This window comes from Bifidobacterium sp. wkB344 (genome assembly GCF_003688305.1).
Classification (GTDB): domain Bacteria; phylum Actinomycetota; class Actinomycetes; order Actinomycetales; family Bifidobacteriaceae; genus Bombiscardovia; species Bombiscardovia mizhiensis.
Window position 1 is genome coordinate 52,495 of sequence record NZ_NPOQ01000004.1, and the last position, 15,202, is coordinate 67,696.

The 15,202-nt window shown below is 63.2% G+C and carries 12 protein-coding genes; 5 read left to right on the top strand and 7 right to left on the bottom strand.

Annotated features, from left to right (window positions below; translation table 11 throughout):
* Nucleotides 1-336 precede the first annotated feature (336 nt).
* The 3 genes from CI601_RS00245 to CI601_RS00250 form a co-directional block, all read right to left on the bottom strand.
* A complete protein-coding gene (locus tag CI601_RS00245; RefSeq protein WP_121913879.1) occupies nt 337-3,585 on the bottom strand; it encodes an InlB B-repeat-containing protein in 3,249 nt (1,082 codons plus the stop codon).
* Nucleotides 3,586-3,778: 193 nt separating this feature from the next.
* A complete protein-coding gene (locus CI601_RS08395; RefSeq protein ID WP_183129687.1) occupies nt 3,779-3,925 on the bottom strand; it encodes a hypothetical protein in 147 nt (48 codons plus the stop codon).
* Between the two features lie 264 nt (nt 3,926-4,189).
* A complete protein-coding gene (locus CI601_RS00250; RefSeq protein WP_045923784.1) occupies nt 4,190-6,949 on the bottom strand; it encodes a phosphoenolpyruvate carboxylase in 2,760 nt (919 codons plus the stop codon).
* Nucleotides 6,950-7,255: 306 nt separating this feature from the next.
* On the opposite strand from CI601_RS00250, the gene CI601_RS00255 reads away from it, so the two are divergent.
* Nucleotides 7,256-9,034 (top strand): threonine/serine exporter family protein, encoded by a 1,779-nt coding sequence (locus CI601_RS00255; protein WP_259465263.1) that lies wholly within the window; start codon nt 7,256-7,258, stop codon nt 9,032-9,034.
* Here CI601_RS00255 and trpS read toward each other — a convergent pair.
* Complete coding sequence (trpS, locus tag CI601_RS00260) at nt 9,031-10,116, bottom strand: tryptophan--tRNA ligase (RefSeq protein WP_121913881.1); 1,086 nt, start codon at nt 10,114-10,116, stop codon at nt 9,031-9,033. The two genes, CI601_RS00255 and trpS, sit on opposite strands and share 4 nt — an antisense overlap.
* Before the next feature lie 153 nt (nt 10,117-10,269).
* Between trpS and CI601_RS00265 the strand changes: the two genes are divergently transcribed.
* Nucleotides 10,270-10,653 (top strand): DUF3073 domain-containing protein, encoded by a 384-nt coding sequence (locus CI601_RS00265; protein ID WP_121913882.1) that lies wholly within the window; start codon nt 10,270-10,272, stop codon nt 10,651-10,653.
* Nucleotides 10,654-10,675: 22 nt separating this feature from the next.
* Here the strand turns inward: CI601_RS00265 and CI601_RS00270 are convergent, their stop codons facing one another.
* Together CI601_RS00270 and CI601_RS00275 are read right to left on the bottom strand one after the other, a co-directional pair.
* Nucleotides 10,676-11,095, bottom strand: a complete 420-nt coding sequence (locus CI601_RS00270; protein WP_121913883.1) for a sterol carrier family protein — start codon at nt 11,093-11,095, stop codon at nt 10,676-10,678.
* A 134-nt stretch (nt 11,096-11,229) separates the two neighbouring features.
* Nucleotides 11,230-11,460, bottom strand: a complete 231-nt coding sequence (locus CI601_RS00275) for a hypothetical protein (RefSeq protein WP_015021110.1) — start codon at nt 11,458-11,460, stop codon at nt 11,230-11,232.
* A gap of 154 nt (nt 11,461-11,614) precedes the next feature.
* Between CI601_RS00275 and CI601_RS00280 the strand changes: the two genes are divergently transcribed.
* Nucleotides 11,615-12,376, top strand: a complete 762-nt coding sequence (locus tag CI601_RS00280) for a rhomboid family intramembrane serine protease (RefSeq protein WP_121913884.1) — start codon at nt 11,615-11,617, stop codon at nt 12,374-12,376.
* A 417-nt stretch (nt 12,377-12,793) separates the two neighbouring features.
* Here CI601_RS00280 and crgA read toward each other — a convergent pair whose 3' ends face one another.
* Entirely contained in the window at nt 12,794-13,213 is a 420-nt protein-coding gene (gene crgA, locus CI601_RS00285) for a cell division protein CrgA (protein ID WP_024627538.1), read from the bottom strand.
* A gap of 90 nt (nt 13,214-13,303) precedes the next feature.
* Here crgA and CI601_RS00290 point away from each other — a divergent pair, with 90 nt between their 5' ends.
* Nucleotides 13,304-14,056, top strand: a complete 753-nt coding sequence (locus CI601_RS00290) for a DUF881 domain-containing protein (RefSeq protein WP_101431771.1) — start codon at nt 13,304-13,306, stop codon at nt 14,054-14,056.
* Nucleotides 14,057-15,187, top strand: coding sequence for a class E sortase (locus CI601_RS00295; protein ID WP_121913885.1), 1,131 nt, complete (start codon nt 14,057-14,059; stop codon nt 15,185-15,187).
* Nucleotides 15,188-15,202 lie beyond the last annotated feature (15 nt).

The window sequence follows — 15,202 nt, forward strand, 5'->3', positions numbered from 1 at the left end:
CTCCCCAACAGACGGTGCATGTCATCCGTTTCTGCGTCTTTGTACAGTGATACAACCTTATCATCGCGCAATGACTATGACAGCCTGATCTAGTGTCGGCGGAACTCAAAGCTGGCGGAATGAGTAAACAGCGGCCAGGCTGACTGTGTTTCCGCCTCTGCCAGGCAGAGGCGGGGGCGTGCATGCCTGCCCTCGGCTGCTGCCTGCAGAAGTGTGGTGGGGGCGCGGGAGGGAAGTGTCGGCTCACTTGGGGTTTGAGCCTTCAGTGACACTTTTCCTCCCTGCTCCCCCTTGATGGGCCGGGGGCGGGGGGATTGATACGCCGCCCGGCCGCTCTTACTCGTGCGAAGCGTGAACCAGTTGGCGTGTTTCCTTCCGGTGGCGGCGCGAGGCCAGGACGCCGCCCATGCCGGTCATGCCCGTGGCCAGGGCGAGCAGGATGCCCTCCCCTCCTGCCTTGGGGAGCACGCCTGCAGGCAGGTACGTGTACTTCAAGGAGGTGTCCGGCGTTTGGGGTGCGCCGCCCAGCGTGTAGTCCACGCTGACGGTGACCATGCCCGGCTGGTGCGCGGGCGTGAGCACGCTGACGCTGCTGCCATCGCCGCGCGTCAGGCCTGATACAGCGGTCTGATCGAACCTGACACCGGTGATCACCAGAGCCAGGTTGAACGACACCGGCACAGGAACAGTCGAATTGCGGTAGCTGTTGTCGCCTAGCTGGCCATAGTTGTTGCGTCCCCAGGCGTAGGCGTTGCCGTCGCTGCCCACGGCCAGCGAATGATTGTATCCGGCGCTGACCTGTGTGGCTTGCAGTCCTTTGCTCTTGTCGGTGGGGTTGGCAGGGTCACGCACGCGCACAGGAACAGTCGAATTGCGGTAGCTGTTGTCGTTGCCGAGCTGGCCATAGTAGTTGTCTCCCCATGCGTAGGCGTATCCGTCGCTGCCCACGGCCAGCGAAAGATGGTATCCGGCGCTGACCTGTGTGGCTTGCAGTCCTTTGCTCTTGTCGGTGGGGTTGGCAGGGTCGCGCACGCGCATAGGAACAGGATTCGCGTCACTGTACCCGCTGGCGCTGTTGTTGCCGAGGTTACCATAGTAGTTGCATCCCCAGGCGTAGGCGTTGCCGTCGCTGCCCAGGGCCAGCGAATGATCTATTCCGGCGCTGACCTGCAGGTAGGTGAAGTCCACTGGCAGGTCCGGGTACGTCTTCCGGTCGGGTGTCTTCACCCGGACCGGCGTATACCGGTCGCTGCTTGTCCCGTTGCCGAGCTGGCCATTGCCGTTGTATCCCCAGGCGTAGGCGTTCCCGTCGCTGCCCACGGCCAGCGAATAAGAGGCTCCGGCGCTGACCTGCAGGTAGGTGAAGTCCACTGGCAGGTCCGGGTAGGTCTTGCGGTCGGGTGTCTTCACCCTGACCGGCGCATTCCGATAGCCGCTGCCTGTCCCGTCGCCGAGCTGGCCATAGTAGTTGTATCCCCAGGCGTAGGCGTTGCCGTCGCTGCCCAGGGCCAGGGAATACTGGCCTCCGGCGCTGACCTGCAGGTAGGTGAAGTCCACTGGCAGGTCCGGGTACGTCTTCCGGTCGGGTGTCTTCACCCTGACCGGCGCATGCCGCTCGGTGGTCGTCCCGTCGCCGAGCTGGCCATTGCCGTTGTTTCCCCAGGCGTAAACGTTGCCGTCGCTGCCCAGGGCCAGCGAATGATCGCCTCCTGCGCTGACCTGTACGTAGGTGAAATCCTTGGGCAGATCCGGATACGTGTTGCGGTCGGGTGTCTTCACCCTGACCGGCATAGTCTGGGTAGTTCTCGTCCCGTCGCCGAGCTGGCCATTGTAGTTCCATCCCCAGGCGTAGGCGTTCCCGTCGCTGCCCACCGCCAAGGAAAAACCATAGTTGTAGTCTTTTCCTCCGCTGACTTGGCTGAACCTGATGCCCCGGCTGGCGCTGTCAGGCGGGGTGATGGTGGTGGATTCCCTGCCCAGCTGGCTGCCCTTATCGGGGCTGATGCCCCACGTGCTGTTCCGGCTTGCCGGCGTCCATCTGGCGGTCAGGGTCAGGTCCTTGTCGACGGGCCTGCTGAAATCATAGGCGACCTGCCCGATGAACCATCCGTCGAACAGGAAACCGTCACGAGACGGGTCGGGGGAAGGCCGCTTCACCCTGCCGTATGGGGTGGAAAAACTCTGGTCTGCTGGTATGGGGCTTCCTCCGCCCGTGTCGAAATGGACCGTGAGCGTCGATCTTGGTTCGGCAGCTCGCGTCAGCGGCCGGTCGACCGTATAGTTGAGGCTTCTGGTGAAAGGCTGGCCGTCCTGCCTGCCGGTGATGAGGATGACGGCTTCTCCCGGCTTGCGGGCGGGCATGTCCACCTGCCACGAGTCGTTGTTCTTGCCGAGCGTCAATGCTTGGCCGTCCATGCTGGCTGATTCCAGGATGGGTGCCTGTGTGGTGCCGATTCTGGCTGGCTTGCCTTGATTACTTTGGGTGTCAGGATTCCAGGTGAATATGCTACCCTGCTCGTCAATGGCGATGATCCTGCTGCCGACTGTCACGGCTCGTATGTAGCTATGCTTCCCGTTGTCCGCGCGCATGGGTGTTTTGTCTGGCTTCCAGGCCCAGACGTGGCCGTCCTTGCCGACGATGATGGCCTGGTCCATGTTGGCGGTGATCCGGCTGGCTTGCTCGCCGTCCGGCAGGCCGGCGGCTGTGGGACTGGTTGTGTTGTCGGCCAGGTACCGGGCCTGTCCCTTTGAATCCAGGAGGAGGAATCCTTTGCTGAGGGCTTGCGCTTGGACGGTGTGTGTGCCCGGGTCCTGCTCGACGCGTTCAGAATTAACGCTTCCGGTCTTGCCTGCGTCCCAGGTCCAGGCTTGCCCGTCCGTATCCAGGGCGAGGATCCGGCTGGCGGAGGCGGCTGCGGTGACGGCCTGCGTCTTTCCGGGCAGGCTGGTCGTGGCATGCTCGTCGGGCTTCGGGTTCTGGCTGTCTTGGAAGGCGTGGACCTGTCCCTGCCGGTCCACCGCCAGCAGGAGGTCATCGTTCAGGCTGATGCTGGTGAACCTGGTGTTCTGGCCGGTGTCAAGGATGGTGGGAGTTGTTTGTCCGCTGTTCCAGGCGTATATCTGCTGGTCGGATCCGAGTGCGGCCTGCCGGTGGCTGCCGGCCGAAACCTGCAGGTAGTGGAACCCGTCGGATGCTTGGGCGGGGGAGGGGACTGGTTTGGGCGTGCTGTCCTGCGTCCAGGTGTAGATCCGCCCGTCGCCGGCCAGGCCGACTATCTGGTTTCCTGCGGCGTGGATGCTGGCGAATTGAGGTTCCTGCCTGTCGGGCGGGCTGATGGTCAGCCGTGCGCCGGAGGCGGGCCCGTGATCCGGGTTCAGCCGCCAGTCCGTGGCCTTGGTCCACTCTGCTTTCAGGGTGGTGTCCTGGAGGATGGGGGTCTGCAAGTCGAAGGGCTGGCCGTCAAGCGTCCATCCGTCGAACCGGAAGCCCTCACGTTGAGGGTTCTGCTGCGGGGGATCGGCGAGCGTGCCGGTTTTCACGGTCGCCTGGGTGGGCTTGCTGCCGTCGGCCGGGTCGAAGCGCACTGTGTGCGAAGCCTGACCATCCGACTTTTCGGATGGCTTGGCAGGAGCGGCGTCTGCGCTGCCGGGTGTTCCTGTCGTCGATGACGGGGTTCCTGGGCTTGCTGTCGGGCTTAATGGTGTGGTGGCTTGTATTGGCGATGGCGAGGGCAGCGGGGTGCTGGTTGCGCTGCTGGGGGGAATGCCGGGGGTTTGCTCAGCTACGCGAGGGGTCTGACGACCCCCCCCCCCCGGTGTGGACAGGAGCATCCGCCTGGGCGGATGCGACGCCCAAGCCGGCCAGCATTCCCAGCAGGATGACAGCCATCGCCAGGATGCGGCGCAGACGGGAAACCAGATGCATCAAACCAAAACCCCTTCACCAAACACCAAACGGTATCTATGCCGCTTGCCTATTCAACGTTCTGCCTGCCAACGCCAGCCCTGCATCAAATCGCAGGAGCCGATGGCGCAAGCCAGTCGTTTTCTCGACATCCCCCGCTTTTCACCCTACCACCCAGTCAGAAAACAACACACGACCACATCAAAGGCACTTGAATACGGCGAGGCCCCGCCTCCTGCTATCTGCAAGAGAACGGGGCCTCATCCTTAAACCGTCAAGCGGGGATCAGCCGGTGTTCTGCAGGCCGGCGGCGACTCCCGAAACGGTGCAGAGGATCAGGTAGATGAAGTCGGCCTGTTGGCTCTTGCTGAGCTCCTCCTTGTCGTTGCGACGACGCAGGGCCCGCAGGGCGCGCACCTGGGTCACCGACAGGGCGTCCACATAGGGAGAGCGGATCCGGATGGCCTGGCCCAGCACGTGGCGGTGCTGTAGGGGCCACTCGTCGCCTACGATCTGCAGAACCCACTTGCGGGTCAGCTCCATCTCCGAGAGGACCTTCTGGCTCAGGTCGTCCCGGTCGCCCAGGGAGAGGTACATCTTGGCGATGCGCTCGTCGGTCTTGGCCAGGCTCATCTCGATGTTGTCGATGAAGGTGCTGAAGAGCGGCCACTCCTCGTAGGCCTGACGCAGGGTCTCCAGGTCGCCGAACTTCTCGCAGGCGGTGCCCAGGCCGTACCAGGCGGCCAGGTTGATGCGGGCCTGCGCCCAGGAGAAGACCCAGGGTATGGTCCGCAGATCGTCCAGGGACTTGGCGCCCAGACCGCGCTTGGCCGGCCGGGAGCCGATGGGCAGCAGGCCGATCTCGTTCAGGGGCGTCACGATGGAGAACCAGGGGGCGAAGTCCGGCGTGTGCAGCAGGTCCAGGAAGCGCTCGTGGGCGGCCTGGTCCAGCTTGTCGGCCATGTCCGCGTACTTCTCGGTCATGGTGGTGTTGCGCTCCTCCACGCTGGGCGCGGACTGGAGCAGGGTGGCCGCAGCCACGGACTCGATGTGGCGGATGGCCAGGACCGGGTTGCCGTAGCGGGCGAAGATGACCTCGCCCTGTTCGGTCAGCTTGAACCGGCAGTTGACCGAGCCCACAGGCTGGGCCAGCACCGCACGGTTGGCAGGGCCGCCGCCACGGCCTACGGCGCCGCCGCGTCCGTGGAAGAGGGTCAGGTCGATGCCATGGCTCTCGGCCCACTTGGCGATGCGCTCCTGGGCGGAGTGCAGGGCCAGGGTCGCCGAGACGGGTCCGGCATCCTTGGAGGAGTCGGAGTAGCCCAGCATGACCTCCATCTTGTTGCCCGTCTCCTTGAGCCGGGCCTGGACCTCGGGGATCTTGATGATCTCCTCCAGCACGTCCACCGAGTTCTGCAGGTCCTCCAGCTGTTCGAACAGGGGGATCACGTCGATGACCGGCACGTCCTCGGCATGCTCGAAGGCCAGGCGGTTGAGCTCGTAGACGTCCTTGACGTTCTGCGCCGACTTGGTGAAGGAGATGATGTAGCGGCGGGCGGCCTTCTGGCCGTTGCGCTTCTGGATGGCTCCCAGGGCCCGGAAGGTGTCGAGCACCTCGTGGGTCATGGGCTGCAGCTCGCCGCGCTCGCCATGCAGACCGTGCTCGCGGATGTCTTCCAGGGCGCGGGCGTGGACCAGGGAGTGCTGGCGGAACTCCATCTCGACCATGTGGAAGCCGAAGGTCTGGGCCTGCCAGATCAGATCCTGCAGGGGGCCGTAGGCCTGACGGGCCGCGCCCGCCTTGGCCAGGGAGTCCTGGACCACGCGCAGGTCGGCGATGAAGTCGTCGCAGTCGGCATACATGAGGTCGGCGTCACGCTGGATGGTGGCCTGCAGGCGGTCGGCGATGACCAGGACCACGGCCCGGTGCAGCTCGTTGTGCGAGATGGTGGTGGCCCGGTCGGTCAGGCGCTCGCTCATCTCCTTCTGGTGGCTCCACAGGCTCCTCAGCTCGGGGCTGGGCGGTGTGGTGGTCACCTCCATGGTCATATTGCGGCCCACGGTGGTGGTGGCCTTGACCAGGGCCTTGAGCATGTGGTCGGAGAACTTGCGCGCCACCTTGCGCGAGACCTTGGCGGTCACGTTGGGGTTGCCGTCGCGGTCGGAGCCGATCCAGCTGCCCGGGTGGAAGAAGGCGGGGCAGACGGGCTTGACCATGCCGGCCTTCTTGCCCAGCATCCAGTCGTCGAAGCGGCGGTAGACCTTGGGAATGGTCTCGAAGAGCGTGGCGTCGAAGATGTCCAGAATGGTGTTGGCCTCTTCAACGGGCGTCGGCTTCTTGGCTGCAATGGGCGAGGTGCGGAAGAGGGCGTCGATCTCGTTGTGCAGCAGACGCTCGTTCTCCTCCAGCTCGGAACCGCCCAGGCCGCGGCGGACGGCCAGCAGGTTGGCGATGCGCCGGATCTTGCCCTCCACGGCCTTGCGCCTCGCCTCGGTGGGGTGGGCGGTGAAGACGGGGTGGAACTCCAGCTTCTCCAGCAGTTCCGAGGCCTTGGCCGGGCCCATCTCCTGAAGCAGCTGGCTATAGGCGCTGGTCATCTCGTTGATGGGGTCGGTGCCCTTGACTTTGAGGTCCACCTTGCCCTCGCGCTCATGCAGGACCTTCACCCGGTAGTTCTCCTCGCAGAGGTTGGCCAGGTGGAAGTAGGTGGTCAGGGCGCGGGCCAGCAGCTGGGAATCCTTGACGGATGTGTCGTCGATCAGGGCCACGGCCTTGGACAGGCCGTCTTCGTCGGGCACGGGGTCCGAGGGGTGGCGGTTGAAGTGCTCGGCGCTGGCCGTCATCACGTCCTCGCGCAGGGAGTCGAACCGCTTGAGCAGCTGTTGATCGAATTCCCCCAACACATCCCTGAGCAGCCGCAGGCACAAGGCCATGTCCTCATCCAACGATTGAGGCAGCTTGCGTTCCTCCGGCCCCTTGGTCCCGGTGCCGGATGTGACCAGGGTCGCATCGGCAGCCGTGATTTGCTGATTACTGTCTGTCATCAGTCCTCCTTGTCGAATCGCAGGTTGCCCGGTCTTCGACCATTCCACGGCTCCTCCGCGGTTCTTGGTGGTCGGCGTTGCAGGCCCACAGCCTTCGGTTCGATGGCTCGCGGCCCATTCTAGGACGCTTTCAGGTCGAATACGTTTCATGGTCCCGTGCGGCGGTGCAAGGGCACGTGACCCGGGTGGAGTATGAATGTGGGTGTGAAATTCAAGAGCAGGAGTTCCAAGGACGGCTATCGCGGCAGGACCGCAGCCGAGGTCAGACGGGTAAGCAAGTACCACACCCACTCCATTCCGCTGGACATGGAGGACATTGAACGCGATTATGACAAACCCATCGTCGAGGCCTGCATCGCGGCCAAGACCAGCCTGATTGTGCGGGTGGGCATGCTGGAGCTGGGGGCCGGCACGGGAAGCTTCCGCGTGCGCGAGATGATGCACAGGATTGCCTACCCCATGGGCGTGCATGTGCGGGCCGACGTGAACCTGACCGATATCGAGGCCACCTGCACGGATGGCGTGTCTCGGATCACCGAGGTGGTGGACCTGCCCACCACCGGGGTCAACACCGAGCGGATCTGGCTGCTGGAACACTTCGCGGACTGGCTCAGCGTCAAGTGCGGGCAGGCGGGGACCTACCACACCATGACGGTGGTCTCCCGGGAGCTGGTGGACAACCTGGACGAGCCGAACGTCTACGCGGCGGCCCGCAAGGCTGTCAAGGAGGTGCTGGCCCAGGACCAGGATGCGGCCAAGGCGCTCAAGGATGCGGTGGCCACCGCCGTACACAATGAGGACGAGATCAGCCAGAACCGGATCGATGCAGCGGCCATAGACACCAGGACGGCCGTCGGTCTGGGCACCGTAGGCTCCACGCCTCGGCCGGAGGATTCCAACGATTCCAAGGCTGCGTCCGGACAATCTGCGTCAACTCAAGGCGAAGCACATGAGAAGGCCAGGTCTTCCGAGGGCGCCGTGTTCCCCGAACAGTCAGTGTCTCCCGACAGGTCTGCGTCTTTCAAAGAGGCCACAGACTCCAAAGAGCCTGCCTCCCCTGACGAGTCCGCATCCTCGCAGACGCGGGCAACGGGTGGCATCACGGTCCGGCAGGCGCACGAACGCCTGGACCTGATCGAGCGGCGCAAGCCCCTCTACTCGCCCCTCTTCTCGGGCTTCGCCTCGGCCGTAGCCTGCGCAGCCTTCGTCTTCCTGCTGGGCGGCGGCCCCTACGACATGGCCGGAGCCTTCGTCGGCGCTGGCATAGGCCAGTGGGTGCGCCGTCAGATGCTGGGCAGGCGGATCAACCAGTTCTTCGCCACCGGGGTGGCGGTCATCATCGCCGCCCTGGCCTGCGTCGGCACGCTGAGGCTGGTGGGCATCTTCGACCCGGTGGCACTCAAGCACGACACGGCTTACATCGGCGCCATCCTCTTCGTCATTCCCGGCTTCCCCCTGGTCACCGGCGGACTGGACATCGCCAAGCTGGACTTCCCCTCGGGGGTGCAGCGCATCACCTACGCCTTCTCGATCATCCTGGTGGCCACGCTGGGCGGATGGGCCGTGGCGCGGATGGTCATGCTCAACCCCCAGGGCTTTGAACCCATGAACCTGAGCCCCTGGCTGATGGCCGGCCTGCGCTTGATCGCAGCCTTCTGCGGGGTCTGGGGCTTCTCGGTCCTATTCAATTCACCCCAGCGCATGGCCCTGGTGGCTGCCGTCATCGGCGCTCTGACCGACACGATGCGCCTGGAGATGCAGGACATCTTCCATGTCCCCCCGGAGATGGCCGCCTTCTTGGGCGCCTTCCTGGCCGGCATGCTGGCCACGGTCTGGCGCTCCTCGGTCCGTCACGGCCTGCTGCCGCCGCACCTAGGCTATCCGAGAATCAGCCTGACCGTGCCCTCAATCGTCATCATGGTGCCCGGCTTGTATATGTACCGGGCCATGTTCTACCTGGGGCAGTTCAATACGCTCAACGCCCTGGACTGGGCCTTCCGGGCCTTCATGGTCATCATCTGCCTGCCGATCGGGCTGGTCACGGCCCGGGTGCTGACCGACCGCTCCTGGCGGTACGACGTCTAGTAGCGCATGCCCATGGCCGAGCGGACCTGATCGAGGGTCTCCTCGGCTATCTGGTTGGCGCGCTTGTTGCCCTCGACCAGGATGTCGCGAACGGTGTCCATGTCCTTGGCCAGCTCGGCCCGGCGCTCCCGGTGGGGTGCCAGGAATTCGTTGACCGACTTGGTCACGTAGGCCTTGAGGGCGCCTGAGCCGGCATCGCCGATCTCCTCGGCGATCTCCTCGGGCCTCCGGTCGGTCACCAGGCCGGCCGTGGTCAGCAGGGCCGAGACCTGGGGGCGGTTCACAGGGTCGAAGGTGATCTTGCGCTCGGAGTCGGTGGGGGACTTGCGGATCAGCTTGGCCGTCTCCTCGGCGGTGGCACCCAGCATGATGGAGTTGCCGTAGGACTTGCTCATCTTGCGGCCGTCCAGACCCGGAATCTCAGGGGTGTCGGACAGGATGGCATCAGGCGCGGGGAAGACCGGGGCCTGGCCGGGGTAGCGCTCGTCAAAGCGGCGGGCGATGGTCCGGGTCAGTTCCACGTGCGGCAGGTTGTCCTTGCCGATGGGCACGACGTTGGCCTTGCAGAAGAGTATGTCGCAGGCCTGGTGGACCGGGTAGGTCAGCAGCAGGCCGGTCAGGGCGTGGCCGCTGGCCTCCATCTCGGCCTTGACGGTGGGGTTGCGGTGAAGCTCGGCCTCGGTCACCAGGGAGAGGAAGGGCAGCAGCAGCTGGTTCTCCGCCGGGGTGGACGAGTGGGTGAAGATCATGGTCTTCTTGGGGTCGATGCCCGCAGCCAGATAGTCCAGCACCAGGTTGAGCACGTTGTCGCGGATGTGCTCGGTGGTGTCCCGGTCGGTGATGACCTGGTAGTCGGCGATGACGATGTTGGTGTGCACGCCGCGATTCTGCATCTGGACGCGCTCGCGGATGGACCCGAAGTAATGGCCCAGGTGGAGCCTGCCGGTGGGACGGTCTCCGGTCAGCATGGTGTAGCGGCTCGGATTCTTGTCCAGCTCGGCCAGCACCTGGTCGGACCGATGCTTGGCGGCTCTGAAGCTGTCGCTGATTTCGTTGCCTGCCGCTGTGACTTCTTCCTGCATGGTCCCACCCTTGCCGTCGTGCCGAATGTCGTTCTGGGAATTGCTTTTATGGTAAAAGTCCGAGCCGACAAGATGCTCAGGTGGTACTCTCATAAATGATGCAAATTCACATTCAAGTTGCCTAAGTGCACGTTACCTGGCGAAGGGGGTCGGATGGGCCGCGGACGTCAGAAGGCTAAGCAGACGAAAATAGCCCGGAAGCTCAAATATCTGACAACGGACACGGATTACGACGAGCTGGCCAAAGAGCTCAGCAGCAAGGAACCCGGAACCAGGGGCAAAGATCCCTTCAAAATGGTTGAAGAGGAATACTCCAAGCCGGATTCGCGCAAATCGGGGGGCCAGGACCCCGAGGATTCCAGGGACGATGATCTGGACGATTACGCCCGGTGGGCCGCTGAGGCTGCTGCCAAGGCCACCTCTGGGGAGATGCCAGCCACGCCCAAGCCCCACAAGCGCATACCCATTCCCGTGCCCAGCGCGCTCACACACCACAAGGACCAGAAGACCGCGGCCAAGGGGTCGTCGAGCAAGTAGCCGGCCGCAGAGGTAGCCGGCCTCATACCAGTGGCAGCAGCTCGTGCAGGTCGTCGCGCTCGCCCACGGCGCTGATATGACCGGCGGCGGCTTCTTCACTCCAACTGGTGATGCCGGTGGCCAGCCGTAGCCAGACATCCGGATCCAGTTCGATGACGTCGGGCGGAGTCAGGTTATGCGGGTCGGATGCCGGCCCATCCAGAATCTTGACGGCCCCCCAAGGCGCCACCCTGACCTCTACGCCAGGGCCGGGGGCCTTGATCTCCAGCATGTGCAGGGAATAGCGGACAGCCATGGCCTTGCGGCGCCTGTCGGTTTGCGGGGCCACTGTCAGCCGGTCGCCCTCCGGGCCCAGATTGTTCGCGGCCTCCTTGGCTGCATCGCGCCAGGCCAGAAAATCCCGGCGGCCTTCTTCCATGTCTGCTTCCCGTATGGCACTCATGGCTCCATTGTGACGCGCCGCCCCAACAGGCGTGTCCCAGCAGGCTGCAGCCGAGCCGAATTCAGGCATGAAAAAAGGAATCCGTTGCCCTCACGTCTTCGACGCTGGGTCGGATTCCTTCCCGACCGGAACGGTCAGGCCTGTGCGCCCGCTTGCAGAGGGGTCTCAGGATCCTCGGATCCCTTGTCCTCCTCATCCTTGGCCAGGCCCAGGTCGACTGGCGATGAGCTGTTCTCCCAGGGCTCCTCCCAGGGATCGTAATCCGGGTTCTGCTGCTTGTATACGAACAGAGCGACAACGCCGGCCAGCAGCGTGCCGAAGAGCAGTGCAAAGAACTTCCAGCCGTTTGAAGATGAATTCTCCATGTTTGGCTCCTTTCGACGACTTTCGTCGGTCCTGCCCACTTCGACCGACCTAGTCATCATCCTAGTAGAAAGCGGCGAACTGTGGGGCGCATCGGTGCCATTGCGGCACGGAAACCGCACACCCCGGGCCGGACGGTCAGGTAAGGTAAGGTTCATGGTCAATGGCACGGGCACCGGTTTCACAGGCGGAGGGAACGGTCGGGGGCCGCTGGGATGGATCCGGCGGCACTGGGGTGACCATGCTCCGGTGGTAACCATAGCCATCACCCTGATCTGCATAGTGGCCTGGGTCGTCCAGATGGCCCTGTACCTGCTGGCTCCGCTTCGCTACCAGCGTCTTTTGCTGGGCTATTGGGCCTTTGTGCCGATCGCAGCTATTCATGAGCCTTGGATGTTCGTGACCAATATATTTCTGCACGCCACCAATGTCTCGCACATCCTCTTCAACATGATCACCCTCTGGGTTGTGGGGCCGGTGCTGGAAAACCTGATAGGGCACGGGCGTTTTCTGGCCCTCTATCTGATCAGCGGGCTGGGCGGAGACCTGGGACTGATGGTCTATGCGGTCCTGGCGCCCAACGGATGGGGCACGTCGGCCATCGGGGCCTCGGGCGCGCTCTTCGGGCTCTTTGCCGCCATCCTGGTGGTCTACCGCCGTCTGGGGATTGACATCGTTTCCATGGTGGTCTGGATGGCCATCAACTTCTGCATGCCCCTGTTTGTGCCCGGCATCGCCTGGCAGGACCATGTGGGCGGATTCATAGTCGGCGGTCTCTTCATGCTGGCCCTGCTGTACATGGGCCGGCCTAGCTCGCGGGTGCATGGCCTGCCCTCCTGGCTGCTGCCCACGCTGATCTTCCTAGCGGTCCTGGTCCTGCTGGCTCTGGGCTGCAACATGGCCAACCCTATGCGCTGAAAATCAGCATCTGTCTGTAGTTGACCGCCCTGCTGTCGACGGTCAACTTTTTCTTCCCCGTCTTGGGTCTCGTTTTCAACAAATGACATGGATGTCATCTATCCACATTTGTTGACAATCGTGTGGATAACCTGGGAATAAGTATCCAGAACTGGTGCATATATAGCAGTAAAAAGTGGATAAGTGAAGGCAGAACCCAATCAGCAGTAGGGTTGTGGACGAGTGTCCTAGTGCGTCCACGAGAAATTCGGGCGATTGTGGATAACTTTGGCTTGAGTCTGGAACTAGTGGATGAAATCGGTGGAGCTGAGCAGCCGAATCCACACATGCCTGACGCTCAGGTGTGGATGGGTATACAAAGAACCCCACAGCCGTGCCTGGACGGTTGCGGGGTCCCTGAAGAACAATGCGGCTTACTCAGTGCCACCACATGGTCATAAGGAAGCCGACCAGCAGAATGCCGAAGCCCACGGCCAAGTTCCAGTTGCCGATGCCAGGGATGGGGAAGACATTGCCTCGAGTGGAGGCGATGTAGTAGACCACGATCCAGATCAGGCCCACCACCATCAGCGTGACGAAGAGAGGCACGAACCAACGTGGATTAGCCTTGGTGCTCTTGATGGTGTCCTCCACGCGGCGGGTGTTCTCCTCCTGACGCTGGACGATGCGGCGCATCTGCGGGGTCATGTGCTTTTTGTCAACGTTCTGGTTGAGCACAGCCTCCACCTTGTCCATGGACAGGCCGTACTCCTCGTCCTCGGCGTCCTCGCCAGTGTCAGCGGTCTTGGCCTCGTCCACCGCCTGGTCCTCGTCATCATGGAGTTGATGCTCTGCCATGAGGTTATTCTCCTTCAGTAGATCTACTAAGCCATAGTAGCGGTTAGACTCGAACGTAATACTATCGCAGACGAGGATGAGGGTATGCCTATGACCAGACGGACGGGACGGCACGGTGCGCGCAGGTCCCTGGTCGGCACAGTGTCCGTGGCTGTGGTGCTGGCCCTGGTGGGGTACATGCTGACCACCAACATCCGTGTCAACAGGACGGTCACGGTCACCTCGGATACGGCCGGGCTGGTGGAGGAGCGCCAGAACAAGGCTGCCGAGCTGCGCAAGGACATCAATGACATGAGCTCGCAGATCAACGCGCTGAAGACCCTGACCGACGACAAGGGCAGCTCGGACCAGTCCCGCGAGGATCCTGGCTCAGGCACGGTGCTCAAGGCCGTCCAGGGGCCGGGGCTGACGGTGACCCTCAACGATTCCCCGCTCTGGCAGCAGAAGGTGGGGTCCGACGGGTCGACGGCCAACATCAACGATTACGTCATCCACCAGCAGGATGTGGAGAGCGTGGTCAATGCGCTTTGGGCCGGGGGAGCCGAATCCATGCGGATCCAGGATCAGCGGGTGCTGCCCACCACGGCCGTGCGATGCGTGGGCAATGTGCTGCTACTGCACGGCCGAAAGTACTCGCCGCCATATAAGATTTCAGCCATAGGACCAGTCGATCGGATGACCAAGTCCCTGAATGCTTCGCCATCCATCCGCGTTTACAAGGAGTATGTGAACACGGTGGGTCTGGGTTGGAATGTCGAATCTTCGGACAATCTGAGATTCCCTGAGACGACGGCTGTCCTGCAGCCACTCCAGTACGCATCGCTAGATGAGAAGGCACGGTAAATGACGACAGAGGACGCGGAGAACGACAAGACGTCGGCCGACAAGCCGGCGGCCGATAAGCCGGCGGATAAGCGACGAACCTGGCTGGTGGGCATTGCAGAAATCGTAGGGGAATTGCTGATTACCCTGGCCGTCATCTGCGCCCTCTACGTGGTCTGGCAGCTCTGGTGGACCGGCGTGCAGTCCGAGCATCAGCAGTTGCAGGCACGCGCCTCGACCTCCTGGAGCAACCCAGGATCGGGCGACTCCCGCAAGGTGGCCAAGCCGCAGAAAGGGGCGCCGCCGGTGCAGCCCAAGCAGGCCTCCGAGGGTGAACTGATGGCCCAGGCCTACATTCCTCGGTTTGGGCAGCACTGGGAGCGCAACGTGGTTCAGGGCACGTCACCCCGAGAGCTGGCCTACGCGGGACTGGGGCACTACCCCAATACGCAGATGCCGGGCGAAATGGGCAACGTGGCCATTGCCGGACACCGCGCCGGCTATGGTGAGCCGCTGGGCCATGTGGACGAGCTGCGGGTGGGCGACGCCATCGTCCTGCGCACCAAGGATTACTGGTACGTCTACCACTACACCCGCTACAAGATCGTCTCGCCCGAAGAGGTGAGCGTCATCGCCCCCAACCCTTATTCGCCCAACGACGCTCCTGATCGGCGCATGATCACACTGACCACCTGCGAGCCCAAGTACACCACGGCCACCCATCGGTGGATCAGCTGGGGCGAATTCGGCTACTGGGCCAAGGTGTCCGACGGTGTGCCCAAGGAGCTGCTGGGCGACCGAGGCAGCAACGTGGCCTTTGCCGACGACAAGGGCTCGATCATGGCCAGGCTGGGTTCGTTGCAGCCGGTCTTCCTGGTTTTGGCAGCGGCCTATCTGATCATCTACCTGGCGGCACTGGCTGCCTGGCGGTACCCCTTGCTGAAGCAGATTCGTAAGGGCGAGAAGCCCCAGCCCATGATCAGCCTCTACGGCTGGCTGCTGCGGCACCAGTCCGGCATAGCCCCGATTCGATGGCTTCTACTGATTCTGCTTCTGTTGACTCTGGTTTGTGCCCTGATGGAATGGGGCTTCCCATGGTTGGCCAGCAACGTGCCCATGCTCAGACAGATGTCCAACTACTCCACCTTCTGACCTAGACGGCATAGG

Excerpts from the sequence above, each read along its gene's own strand:
- CI601_RS08395 (WP_183129687.1), bottom strand. The coding sequence starts at position 3,925 with ATGCATCTGGTTTCCCGTCTGCGCCGCATCCTGGCGATGGCTGTCATC.
- CI601_RS00250 (WP_045923784.1), bottom strand. The coding sequence starts at position 6,949 with ATGACAGACAGTAATCAGCAAATCACGGCTGCCGATGCGACCCTGGTC.
- CI601_RS00255 (WP_259465263.1), top strand. The coding sequence starts at position 7,256 with ATGGAGGACATTGAACGCGATTATGACAAACCCATCGTCGAGGCCTGC.
- trpS (WP_121913881.1), bottom strand. The coding sequence starts at position 10,116 with ATGCAGGAAGAAGTCACAGCGGCAGGCAACGAAATCAGCGACAGCTTC.
- CI601_RS00265 (WP_121913882.1), top strand. The coding sequence starts at position 10,270 with ATGGGCCGCGGACGTCAGAAGGCTAAGCAGACGAAAATAGCCCGGAAG.
- CI601_RS00270 (WP_121913883.1), bottom strand. The coding sequence starts at position 11,095 with ATGAGTGCCATACGGGAAGCAGACATGGAAGAAGGCCGCCGGGATTTT.
- CI601_RS00275 (WP_015021110.1), bottom strand. The coding sequence starts at position 11,460 with ATGGAGAATTCATCTTCAAACGGCTGGAAGTTCTTTGCACTGCTCTTC.
- CI601_RS00280 (WP_121913884.1), top strand. The coding sequence starts at position 11,615 with ATGGTCAATGGCACGGGCACCGGTTTCACAGGCGGAGGGAACGGTCGG.
- crgA (WP_024627538.1), bottom strand. The coding sequence starts at position 13,213 with ATGGCAGAGCATCAACTCCATGATGACGAGGACCAGGCGGTGGACGAG.
- CI601_RS00290 (WP_101431771.1), top strand. The coding sequence starts at position 13,304 with ATGACCAGACGGACGGGACGGCACGGTGCGCGCAGGTCCCTGGTCGGC.
- CI601_RS00295 (WP_121913885.1), top strand. The coding sequence starts at position 14,057 with ATGACGACAGAGGACGCGGAGAACGACAAGACGTCGGCCGACAAGCCG.